The organism is Anthropogastromicrobium aceti (genome assembly GCF_020687335.1).
Taxonomy (GTDB): domain Bacteria; phylum Bacillota; class Clostridia; order Lachnospirales; family Lachnospiraceae; genus Anthropogastromicrobium; species Anthropogastromicrobium aceti.
The window spans coordinates 21,358-33,512 of the sequence record NZ_JAJEQN010000037.1; the positions used below are offsets into that span (position 1 = coordinate 21,358).

10 protein-coding genes and 1 pseudogene are annotated in these 12,155 nt (G+C 45.5%); 2 read left to right on the plus strand and 9 right to left on the minus strand.

Annotated elements, in window-relative coordinates:
* The first annotated feature begins 118 nt into the window (after positions 1-118).
* Positions 119-394 (plus strand): type II toxin-antitoxin system RelB/DinJ family antitoxin, encoded by a 276-nt coding sequence (locus tag LKD48_RS12730; protein WP_293840720.1) that lies wholly within the window; start codon positions 119-121, stop codon positions 392-394.
* Positions 391-678: pseudogene (locus tag LKD48_RS12735) on the plus strand (type II toxin-antitoxin system YafQ family toxin). The gene LKD48_RS12730 and the pseudogene LKD48_RS12735 overlap by 4 nt, the downstream one beginning before the upstream one ends.
* A gap of 75 nt (positions 679-753) precedes the next feature.
* Here the strand turns inward: LKD48_RS12735 and LKD48_RS12740 are convergent.
* The 9 genes from LKD48_RS12740 to LKD48_RS12780 form a co-directional block, all read right to left on the minus strand.
* The gene (locus LKD48_RS12740; RefSeq protein WP_118616146.1) at positions 754-1,455 is read right to left on the minus strand and encodes a response regulator; all 702 of its coding nucleotides are present in this window, start codon (positions 1,453-1,455) and stop codon (positions 754-756) included.
* A complete protein-coding gene (locus LKD48_RS12745) occupies positions 1,448-4,141 on the minus strand; it encodes an ATP-binding protein (protein WP_308732190.1) in 2,694 nt (897 codons plus the stop codon). The genes LKD48_RS12740 and LKD48_RS12745 overlap by 8 nt, the downstream gene beginning before the upstream one ends.
* 74 nt (positions 4,142-4,215) lie before the next feature.
* Entirely contained in the window at positions 4,216-4,734 is a 519-nt protein-coding gene (locus LKD48_RS12750) for a type 2 periplasmic-binding domain-containing protein (protein WP_308732191.1), read from the minus strand.
* A gap of 32 nt (positions 4,735-4,766) precedes the next feature.
* Positions 4,767-5,414: a potassium channel family protein gene (locus LKD48_RS12755; RefSeq protein ID WP_262538472.1), complete on the minus strand. Its 648-nt coding sequence runs from the start codon at positions 5,412-5,414 to the stop codon at positions 4,767-4,769.
* Between the two features lie 10 nt (positions 5,415-5,424).
* Positions 5,425-6,756: a TrkH family potassium uptake protein gene (locus LKD48_RS12760; protein ID WP_118616140.1), complete on the minus strand. Its 1,332-nt coding sequence runs from the start codon at positions 6,754-6,756 to the stop codon at positions 5,425-5,427.
* A 160-nt stretch (positions 6,757-6,916) separates the two neighbouring features.
* Complete coding sequence (gene kdpC, locus LKD48_RS12765) at positions 6,917-7,525, minus strand: potassium-transporting ATPase subunit KdpC (RefSeq protein ID WP_308732192.1); 609 nt, start codon at positions 7,523-7,525, stop codon at positions 6,917-6,919.
* A gap of 14 nt (positions 7,526-7,539) precedes the next feature.
* Positions 7,540-9,609 (minus strand): potassium-transporting ATPase subunit KdpB, encoded by a 2,070-nt coding sequence (kdpB, locus tag LKD48_RS12770; protein ID WP_308732193.1) that lies wholly within the window; start codon positions 9,607-9,609, stop codon positions 7,540-7,542.
* A 15-nt stretch (positions 9,610-9,624) separates the two neighbouring features.
* On the minus strand, positions 9,625-11,439 hold the full coding sequence (gene kdpA / locus LKD48_RS12775) for a potassium-transporting ATPase subunit KdpA (protein ID WP_308732194.1): 1,815 nt from the start codon (positions 11,437-11,439) through the stop codon (positions 9,625-9,627).
* Between the two features lie 187 nt (positions 11,440-11,626).
* The gene (locus LKD48_RS12780; RefSeq protein WP_118616132.1) at positions 11,627-11,818 is read right to left on the minus strand and encodes a hypothetical protein; all 192 of its coding nucleotides are present in this window, start codon (positions 11,816-11,818) and stop codon (positions 11,627-11,629) included.
* Positions 11,819-12,155 lie beyond the last annotated feature (337 nt).

The window sequence follows — 12,155 nt, forward strand, 5'->3', positions numbered from 1 at the left end:
CTGTTCCTTCCAAAAAATAATTATTGACTTTTTTGTGAATTTTTCGTCTAATAAATTGATTGTGCAATGCAAATCACATATAATATAAGTGCAATAGCAAGGAAAGGAGTTGACATTCATGGCTACCACAACTAATTTCAGTGTCCGTATGGACAGCGACATTAAGAAACAGTGCGAAGCAATGTATGGTGAATTAGGTATCAACCTTACTACCGCTATCAATGTGTTTCTTCGCCAGTCGCTCCGTGTCGGCGGTTTTCCTTTTGATGTTCGCATAGAGCAGCCGAACAAGGAAACGATGGCAGCAATGCTGGAAGCAGAACGCATTGCCCGTGATCCGTCTGTAAAACGCTACTCTGATGTAGAGGAAGCATTGAGGGCGTTGAAAGAATGAGTAAACATTTAGACATTGTTTGGACAAATCAATTTAAGAAGGACTACAAGCTGGCGATGAAACGTCATCTTGATATTGACCTTCTGGACGACATCATTCGCAAACTGGCAAGCAGCGAACAGCTTCCAGAAAAGAATAAAGACCACGCTTTAACCTGAAACTGGGTCGGGCATCGTGAATGCCACATTCAACCAGATTGGCTATTGGTCTATCGGATTGAGAATGATTTGCTCGTCTTGACATTATCCCGAACAGGAACGCACAGCGATTTATTTGGAAAGTAAGAAAATGCACTCGGTACAAACACCGGCTCTTTTATTGGGTACACTTTGAAAGCCACCATACCTGTCACCATGGCTTCATTCTACTTTCATCATACGGTATCCCACACCAATATGTGTTTGAATATATTGTGGAGACTCCTCTGTTGGCTCCAGTTTTTTTCGCAATGTTGCCATAAATACCCGCAACGAAGCTACGTCGTTATCCCAACTGTGTCCCCAGATATTTTGCGTTATAAAGGTATGGGTCAGTACTTTGCCAACATTCTTGGACAGCAAGCATAGCAACTTATATTCAATGGGTGTTAGATGAAGTTCGTTTTCATCCAGATAAGCGCATCCCCCGGCATAATCCACTTTCAACTTACCATTAACAAATACAGAACTGGCAGTGAACATCTCTGCCGTCATCAGAGAGAGCCTTCGCTGCGTCACCCGAAGTCGTGCCATCAACTCTTCTACAGAAAAGGGCTTTGTCAAATAATCGTCCGCTCCTGCATCTAGCGCCTTGATTTTATCGTTATCCTCGCTTCGAGCGCTGATTACAATAATCGGAACATTGGACCAAGAGCGAATAGTTTGAATTACTTGAACGCCATCCATATCTGGCAAGCCCAAATCCAGTAATATGATTTCAGGATTGTGCGATGTGGCCTCCATAATTGCTGCTGAACCACTAGGTGCTGCCAGATAACGATAATCATTTGTTTTTAAAGTGATTGTAATGAGATTTCGCACAGACGGGTCATCCTCAACCACTAATATCAAAGGTTTATTCATGAATTTCTACCTCCCCGGCGGGTAATGTAAATGTAAACACAGTGCCATTTGGCAGATTGTCTGATACAAAGATTGTGCCGCCGTGAGCGGTCACAATCGACTTGCAGAGGGACAACCCCAATCCAAGGCTTCTGCGACTGTCGACCACTTTATTGGCTCCGCTATAAAACATATCGAAAACACGAGGCTTCTGCTCATCTGGAATCCCAGGCCCATTATCGGCAACTGAAACGATAACCCATTTATTCTTCTGCTCAGTGTGTATTTCAATTACCGAACCGACAGGGGTATATTTGATGGCGTTGTCCACCAGATTGATAATCACCTGAACGATCAGCTTCGCATCAATGTGTGCAAGGATAAAGTCTTTGCCGCTGCTCACACGAATGGTGTGTTCTTTACTCTTTCTGTTGATGTGCTTCAGCGCTTCAGAAACAACCTCATCCATGAGTTCTATACTCCGAGTCAGATTAACCTGTCCTCCTTCAATTCGCGTAACTGCCAACAGGTTTTCAACGAGATTAATCAGCCACATGGAATCGTCATAAATATCAGTAAAGGTCTGCTCCCGCAGTTCATCGTCCATCTTTTTATAATTTGCGAGCAAATTGCCTGCGCTGCCGGAAATCGCTGTCAAAGGAGTTCGAAGATCATGAGAGATTGCCCGCAGCAGATTAGCACGAAGCTGTTCATTTTGCGCTAAGACAGCCGCTTCCTCCTTCTCTTTGGCGTTTTTGATGTTTTCAAGTGCCAAAGCGCACTCTCCAAGAATAGAGAGGAGTACACTGTTTTCAAAAGAATCCAGCGGAATACCGTTCACCGCAATACCAGCCACTCCATATACATGCTGGTTAACTCGAATCGCAAGGTATAGACACTTTGCACTGGATAATGTATCTGTTGTGGCACCGGCGTGTTTATTGTTTTGAAATACCCAATCGGCGACTGCTTTCTCATTCTCAGAAATTAAATCCTCTTGAGTGCTATTAACAGTACGAAAAACGTTGGGAACGTCAAGTTCTTTACCGTCAGACAGATAGACGACGATATCTTTTTTCAGCAGCTTCATGAGTTGCCCTGCGGTAGCGGTGATTACCGCATTCTCATCCTGCTCTTTTTGCAGAAGCTGGTTGGTTTCAAAGAGAATCTTTGTACGGTAAGCTGTATGGGCAGATTGTTTCGCATTTTCTTTCAGCCGGGTAGCGAGAGATTCGGAAAGCAGTGTTACTATAAACATAATGGTAAAGGTAACAATATAGTTCGGATCGTCAAAATGGAATGTCAGTCTCGGAGTTGTAAAAAAGAAATTGAAAACCAACACGCTGACAACCGAGGTCAGAATTCCACACAGTCGGTTGGTTGTGATCACGGCGGTCACAAGTACACCTAATATGTAGACTGCGACAATATTACTCTCCGTGAACCCAAGAGCGTCAAAGCCACAGCCAATCAGTGTAGCTGCCAACAATACGACTATACTCTTCAGAACATCACGCAGGGGTATCGTATCTACCTGCACCTTTCTCTTTCTTTTCTGATAGCTATTTTCTGTGTTGGCATCCGGTATCACATGAATATCCAGATTAGGTACGCTGGAAATCAGGCGTTCCGTCAAGGTGGGCTTGCTGAAAATATTCTTTCGTGCAATGGTACTTCGTCCAATTACGATTTTTGAGATGCCGGAAAGACGGGCAAATTCGGCAATTTGAACAGGCACGTCATCACCATAGCTTGTCTCAATTGTGGCACCAAGCTGCTGGGCCAGCCGTTTATTATCCTGCAAACGTTTTTTGTCCTCTTCACTCATCTCCGCTGTATTAGATGTTTCAACATAAAGAGCGGTAAATGTCCCTCGGAAGGCTCTTGCCATTCTGGCGGCAGTACGGATAATTCTGGCGTTGGATGGAGATGAAGAAAGGCACACCAGAATATGCTCATCCGTATGGTAATCGCCGCGGCTTTGTATCCTGGCGCGTTCTGTCAACAAATTTACCCGGTCAGCACATCGGCGAAGAGCAATTTCCCTCAATGCAGTCAGATTTTCAAGCGTAAAGAAATTGACTGCCGCCCGTTTGGCCTGGTCTTTCCGGTACACCTTTCCACTTGCCAGTCTTTCCAGCAACTCCGCAGGTTCAATATCCACCAGTTCTACCTGATCCGCCTGATCAAAGGCAGAATCAGGAATGCGCTCCCGCACAAGAATTCCAGTGATAGAGGCCACTGTATCGTTAAGACTCTCAATATGTTGGACATTTACAGTAGTATAGACATCAATTCCAGCATTTAGCAGTTCCTGAACATCCTGATACCGCTTCGTGTGCCGACTGCTTTCTATGTTGGTGTGGGCAAACTCATCCACCAGTATGAGCTGGGGATTTCGCTTGAGCGCAGCATCAATATCAAATTCACGAAGGGTCATTCCTTCGTAAGCAACTTTTTTCACAGGAAGCTGCTCCAAGCCGTCCAGAAGTGCCATCGTCTGGGGTCGGGCATGGGGTTCTATGTATCCAGCAACCACATCGATGCCACGCTCCTTAGCCTGATGAGCCGCCTGAAGCATGGCATAGGTCTTTCCGACACCTGCGGCATAGCCAAAAAAGATTTTAAGTTTTCCACTTTTCCTAGTGTATGTATCGCTGCAAATCGCACGAAGAAGCTGATCCGGATCTTGTCTTGGCAATTCCATTTTGTTCCTCCTCGTCTATCACTCAAGTAAGAGCGATTTCTTTTTTTTAATATTATAACACACAAAGTCAAAACCTACATCTGCGACTGATTCACGGCAAGTCTATTCATGCATCCAACAAAAGAATCAATAACAGGTGTGTTTTTAGAATTTCTCCATAGTGCTTTTTGAGTGATGTGATTCTGGGCAATCGGCTCAATGGACAAGCCGGCATATTTCATTACAACCGGGGTGCAACGAAGAATCACTATCCGTGCATTATAATGAATTTTTTCCGATACAGCTGTATTCTCTGGTAAAAAAATTATGTCCAATTTGTGTGTTTCCAGTTCTCTGCACAGTTCACTATCTTCTCCGCTGAAAATATGTATAAAGACATCTGGATGCTGTTTTCCGTAAGTCTCTAGAACATCTGAGAGGCTGTCTGCCATTAATGGGTTGGAAAAACCGATTTTCAAGCTGTTTTCGCCATGAATCAGAGCATGTTCCTGCTCATTCCAATTGTTTTCCAGAAAAGCATCCAGTTTTTTCACCATAAAATACCCAAAAATAAATATAGCTGATGTACTTACAAGTAAAATAACATCCTGCATGGATTCACCTCCAATTTCCGTGATTTTTTTAATCAAATACGAAAGCACTTTTGCAAATTCCTGTTACTTCCCAACACCAACATGGTATCTCCTGCTTTCAGCACTGTGTCTGAAGAAATAGATAACTCCAGCTTGCCGCTTTTCTTGATTCCCATAATGTTAATATTGAATTTTTTACGAATATCAAGCTCTCCAATCGAATGATCCGCCCAATCTTTTGGAACGGGAATCTCAAACATGGCGTGATTTTCATCCAGTTCAATGTAATCGAGAATGTGGTCCGCACTGTAACGGATTGCAGTCCACTTTGCAAGCTGTTTTTCTGGATAGACTACTTCATTTGCACCATTACGTAACAAAAATTTTTCCTGAACGTCGGTTGCAGCTCTGGAAACTACAAACCTCGCTCCTAATTCACTAAGCAGAGAAGTTGTTTCCAACGAACTCTGAAAATTGTTGCCGATGGCAACAATACATACATCATAATTGCGAACACCGAGAGATTCCAAAAAATCGGCATTCGTACTGTCTCCAATCTGTGCGTTGGTAACAATGGGCAAAACATCCTCTACACGTTCCTCTGAAGTATCTACCGCCATCACTTGGTGACCCAAATGATTCAAGTGCATGGCAATATGCTTTCCAAATCGCCCAAGACCAATTAGAAGAATTGATTTCATAATGTCTCCTTTATCCTACTGTTATTTTTTCCTTTGGCAGTTTTGATACTTTCTTTTGCACACCGGATAAGGCCGCAAAAATCAATGTAAGGCCACCGACTCGTCCAAAAAACATCAGCAAAATCAAAACAACCCGTGAGAGCAGATTCAGTTCTGGAGTAATCCCCAGGGACAAACCGACTGTGCCAACAGCCGAGGCAGTTTCAAAAAGGCAGGTAATCATGGGAAGTCCTTCGGAAACACTGATGATAAGGCCACCGGTACAACATAGCGTGATATACATAAGCGAAATTGTCGTTGCATTTTTTACGACATCATCATCGATGCGACGTCCAAAGATATTTGCATTTTCTCTACGCCGAAAAGTGGAAATTGCGGTAGTAAACAAAACAGCAATGGTTGTTGTTTTTAGACCTCCTGCGGTAGACCCAGGACTACCGCCAATCAGCATCAACGCAATGGTGATAAATTGTCCCGCCTCACTCAAATCAGTTAATTCCACCGTATTAAAACCCGCCGTTCGTGGTGTCACAGCTTGAAAAAGAGAAGATAAAAGCCGTTCCTTTCGCGTGAGATCATCAAACTCAAAAAAATAAAAGTACATTGCCGGAACTATCAATAAAACCGCTGTGGTACAAAGAATCACCTTGCTCTGCATCCTATATTTGCGCAAATGCAGTCGATTTGCCCGAATATCATCCCAAGTCAGAAAGCCAATACCGCCAACCACAATTAAGAACATAATAGTAAAGTTTATGACTGGATTCGCTGCATAGCTTGTCAGGGAGGAAAATGGAGTGCGCACACCCAACAGATCAAAGCCCGCGTTGCAAAAAGCGGACACGGAATGAAACAGCGCCATCCAAAGACCCTTTTTCCCGAAATCACGGCAAAACACTGGTGCCATAACCGCTGCACACAGCAGTTCCATCACCAGTGTCACCCTGACAATAAAGCCAGTCAAGCGAACGATTCCCCCTACCTTTGGCGCTGAAATCGCTTCCTGCATGGTACTGCGCTGCATCAAAGAAATCTTCCGCCCGGAAATCATTGCAAAGGATGCGGCCACAGTAATAACTCCCATGCCGCCGATCTGAATCAGCAGCAAAATGACAATCTGACCGAAGACCGACCAGTATGTTGCCGTATCATGTATAATGAGTCCGGTTACACAGACTGCTGAGGTAGAAGTAAACAATGCCTCAAAGAAAGGCGTTGCCAGTCCGCTGCGGCTGGAAAATGGTAACATTAAAAGGAAGGTACCGAAAATGATCACACCAGAAAAACCAATGATGATAATTTGAAACGAAGTCAATTTTCTTTTTAACAACACCACCCTCATAACTGCGAGCCTCCTTTATACCCCTTTATATGTCCTTAATCATAAATCAAAGAGCGTAAAGAGGGTATAAGAGAATATTTATCTGTATTAAGACCGTATTAAGATGCTGAATCTATTCCTTATTGGAGATTTTGGGAATCACGATTTTTGCTATATTCATTTACTTCTCCAGAATACCGTCTAGCATAAGATTGACTTCCAGTACATTGACGGTCTCTCCGCCAAAGATGCCAAGGAAACGTCCTTCGGTACATTTTCGAATGATATTACACACTTCATCATCTGTCATATCGTTTGCTTTTGCAATACGTGCTACCTGATATTCCGCTGCTGCCGGGGAAATATGTGGATCAAGCCCACTGCCGGAACAGGTGACAAGGTCCACCGGAACAGCTGTTTCGTCCATTTCAGGATTTGCATTGCGGAGCTTTTCTACACGTTCTGCCACAAGCTGTGCATATTCCTCACTTGCCGGAGAGAGGTTGGAGGGAGCGGCGTACATCAGTGCCTTTCCGTTTTCATCCGTATAGGTTGAAACATCAATATTCATAATGCGCCCCCACATATGGGCTTCATCTGTATATTGCTGCCCAAGTAATTCACAGCCATATTTTTTCCCGTCTACTTCAATGATGCTTCCATTGGCATTATCCGAGAAAATAAGCTGAGCAATTCCTGTGACAACACCCGTATAGATCACGCCGCACAGCAGAGTAAAGATTAAAAAGATCATACCTGCCTTTGGTAATACACTTTTTATTGTTTTCATGATATATCCCCTCCTTATACTAGGCCGGTAAACACCAGCAGAACATCAATCAGTTTCACAAAGATAAAGGGAGCCGCCAGACCGCCCAGACCATAAACCAGCAGGTTCCGTGACAGCAGCTTTCCAGCAGCAACTTCACGATATTTCACACCTTTTAGCGCCAACGGAATGAGCGCAATAATGATGAGTGCATTATAAATAATCGCAGAGAGGACAGCGCTTTGCGGGGAATGTAGCCCCATAATATTCAGAGCAGACAGTCCCGGATAAAGTCCCATAAACAGCGCCGGAATAATGGCAAAGTATTTTGCCACATCGTTGGCAATGGAGAAGGTAGTCAGGCTGCCTCGTGTCATCAAAAGCTGTTTGCCGATGCGAACAATGTCGATCAGTTTTGTGGGTGAAGAGTCCAAATCCACCATGTTACCTGCTTCTTTTGCTGCTTGTGTGCCGCTGTTCATGGCAACTGCAACATCTGCTTGTGCCAAAGCCGGAGCGTCGTTGGTGCCGTCGCCTGTCATGGCGACCAAATGACCCTTGGCCTGAAAATCACGAATCATTGCCAGCTTTCCTTCCGGCGTTGCTTCCGCAAGGAAGTCATCCACACCGGCCTCGGCAGCAATGGCCGCAGCAGTAATCGGATTGTCGCCGGTGATCATAATGGTCTTGATGCCCATTTTCCGCAGATCTGAGAATTTTTCCTTCACACCCTGCTTGATAATATCCTTCAAATAGATAACGCCGAGAATCTTGTGGTTCTTAGCCACAACCAGAGGTGTGCCGCCCTTGGATGCAATAGACTTGACAACTCGATCACAGTCTGGAGAATACATTCCGCCTGCATGGGTCACATAACTCTGCATGGCATCTGCTGCGCCTTTTCGGATTTCGTTGCCGTCAAAGTCGACGCCGCTCATACGAGTCACGGCAGTAAATGGGACAAAGTGCATATTCTTGTCCTGAAGGCTTCTGCCACGAATTCCAAACTGCTCCTTTGCCAGCACAACAACGCTTCTGCCCTCGGGGGTTTCATCGGCCAGAGAAGAAAGCTGAGCGGCGTCCGCCAGTTCCTGAATATCAACACCATCTACCGGAATGAACTCCGATGCCTGTCGATTGCCCAGGGTGATTGTTCCGGTTTTGTCAAGCATCAGAATGTCTACATCACCGGCGGCTTCAATGGCACGACCACTCATGGCCAGAACATTTGCCTGGTTCAGTCGGGACATACCGGCAATACCGATGGCGGAAAGCAAGGCACCAATGGTAGTAGGCGCAAGGCACACCAACAGCGCTACCAGAGTTGTTACAGAGGTGGGATTCTCAATTCCCGCCAGCTTTGCAGAAAAAATGGAATAAGTGTAGAGAGAGACTGTCACCAAGATAAAGATAATGGACAAGGCTACCAGAAAAATCTGCAAAGCAATTTCGTTGGGCGTCTTCTTCCGGGCAGCACCTTCTACCATCGCAATCATCTTGTCCAGAAAGCTTTCTCCGGCTTCGTTGGTCACTCTGACAACAATCCAGTCCGACAGTACAGTGGTGCCGCCGGTTACAGCGCTGCGGTCGCCGCCTGCCTCACGAATTACAGGAGCGGATTCGCCGGTGATGGCGCTTTCATCCACAGATGCCGCACCTTCTATGACTTCGCCGTCTGCCGGAATCTGCTCTCCTGCTTTGACAATCACCAGTTCCCCTTTTTTCAGTAGGGCGGATGGAACCACAGTCACGCTGTCCTTCTGCGATACGGAGGGAATTTTATGTGCGTCCACATCCTTTCGGGATGCCCGGAGAGAATCTGCCTGTGCTTTGCCACGACCTTCTGCAATGGCCTCGGCAAAGTTGGCAAATAGCACGGTAAACCAAAGGATAATGGCAATCGTCAGTGTATATCCGCTTGGAGCGTCTTTTAACCCGAACAGGGATACCAGCCAAAGGATACTGGTCAAGATCGCAGACACAAAAACCAGAAACATGACCGGGTTTTTTGCCTGTGTTTTCGGACTTAATTTCGCAAAAGAATCTTTAATTGCCCTGCCGAGCATTTTCCGGTCGGCAAAAGCACTTTTCTGTTTTGTACGCATATCTGTAAACCTCCTTTATGCAATGCTGCCAAAGAACTCAGCAAGCGGACCAAGGGCAAGCGCCGGGAAGAAGCTCAGCGCACCGATCAGCAATACCACAACAATCAGCAGGAAAACAAACATTCCATTTGTGGTAGACAAGGTGCCCGCAGTCGTGGCAATTTTCTTTTTCCCAGCCAGGCTGCCTGCGATTGCAAGTGTGCCGATTATGGGCAGAAACCGGGCAAAGAGCATCATCAGTCCCAGGCTTACATTCAGAAATACGGTATTCGCATTGAAACCGGCAAAGGCAGAGCCGTTATTGCCGCCACATGATGAGTAGGCATACAGCATTTCAGAGAAACCGTGGGCACCGCCGTTATTCAGGCTATCCATGACAGAGGGTACTACAGCGGCAAGGCCGCTGCCGACCAGAATTGCAATGGGTGTTGCAAGGCAAACCAGTACCGACCATTTCATCTCATAAGGCTCAATTTTCTTGCCAAGGAATTCCGGAGTGCGGCCTACCATCAGACCGGCAATAAACACCGCCAGAATGGCAAAAGCAAGCATACCGTAAAGGCCGCAGCCCACGCCGCCGAAAATAACCTCGCCAAGCTGCATCAGCAGCATAGTCACCATACCGGCAAGCGGAGTGTAGCTGTCATGCATGGAATTTACAGAGCCGTTAGAAGCTGCTGTGGTGAAGGCTGCCCAGGTAGAGGACGCTGCAATGCCGAAGCGAGTCTCCTTACCCTCCATATTGCCGCCCGCCTGTTCTGCCATTGACATATTGACTGCGCCGTTTTGTGCAAGCTGGGATGTGCCAGCCTGTTCAGTGACAGCGATGCAGCCCAAGGCAACAACCAGGCAGAGAAACATTGCCATAAAGATTGCAATACCCTGCTTCTTGTTTTTTACCGCAGAACCGAATGTGAAACACAGTGCCGCCGGAATCAGTAGAATGGAAATCATTTCGATCAGATTGGTAAAAGCATTGGAATTTTCCAAAGGATGTGCGGAGTTGACGCCCATATAACCGCCGCCGTTGGTGCCGGTCTGTTTGATTGCGACCTGGCTGGCCGCAGGACCCATCGGTACGAACTGCTCGGTGACAATCTGTGCATTCGAAACGATTTCGCCATCTACAGTGACGGTTTCGGTGTCTAAGTCAATTACCGCATCCTCAAGGATTTCGCCTTCTGCACTGACGGCAATCGGTTCTACAAGGGATACTGTTTCTGCACTTTTCAGGTTCTGAATCACGCCGCCGCCTACCAACAACAGAGAAATCACCAGATTCAGCGGGAGTAGGATGTGAACCACAATGCGGGTCAAGTCCACCCAAAAGCTTCCCAACCCGGAGGAGTTCACCTTGATAAAGCCACGGATCAATGCAAATAGAACGGCGATACCTGTAGCTGCGGAAACAAAGTTCTGAACAGTCAGACCTAAAGCCTGAGTGAGATAACTCAATGTGGATTCACCGGAATATGCCTGCCAGTTTGTATTGGTAATGAAACTTGCAGAAGTGTTAAATGCCAAATCCCATTTCACACCGGAAAGATTCTGCGGGTTTCCGGGAAGAACTCCCTGCAGAAGTTGAAGCAGGAACAGAAAAACAAGCCCGATACCGGAAAAAATCATTACACTTACCGCATATTTTTTCCATGTCATCTGTTCTTCTCTGTCTACACGCATAACCTTGTAAATCAGGTTTTCGCACGGTGTCAGAACTTTGGACAAAAAAGTTTTCTCGCCGCTCATGACGTTTTTTATGTATGCGCCCAGCGGAATTACCAAAACAACCAGAATGGCAAGGTATAAAACATACTGAATCATGGTGTTCATGCCTGATCATCTCCCTTCATTAAAATATAGACATACCACAGCAGCATTGCTGCCGCACATACACCTATGAGTGCAATTAGCATTTGCATAAGATTCATCCTCCTTTTTTGCTGTCCCCAATATCATAAAACCTTTCCTATAAAAATGGCATTAGTCATCTTTTGTGCGTTTAAAGATGAAATAAAGATTACAACCAACCCAAAAGCCATGCCATAGGAAAGGCGACAACGATCGTACTGATACAGACACACGCCAAAACCAGTAATGGTATTCCAACAAAGATGGAGATGAAGCCAAGTAGCGGATGATGCCAAATAAAGCGCTCCGCTTTTGCGTCAAATCTCTGTTCAAATCTTCTCGCCGCATTTGTAATACTCATAATTGTTCACCTCATTTCTTTCTTGCAAGGCCATAATACCGCTTAAAGTATTAAGTGGGGAAAAGGGTCCTGCAATCGAAACTAAGATTGTATAAGTTTTTATAAAAAAAGAGACAGCCCCGGAGGTGAGGACTGACTCAGCCATATTATGATTCTATACAGCAAACTCTTGTTTTTGATGTAGGAATGAATGTAATTCTATAATGTAGCGCTTATCATTGTTTTATGCCGCCAGAGGGACAGGAACTGATGTGCCCCCCAAAAGTTAGACTTTTTAGCGTAGCAGTTTTCGGCTGCTACGCATTTTTATGCAGCCAAGTGGGTGAGCCGATATTCC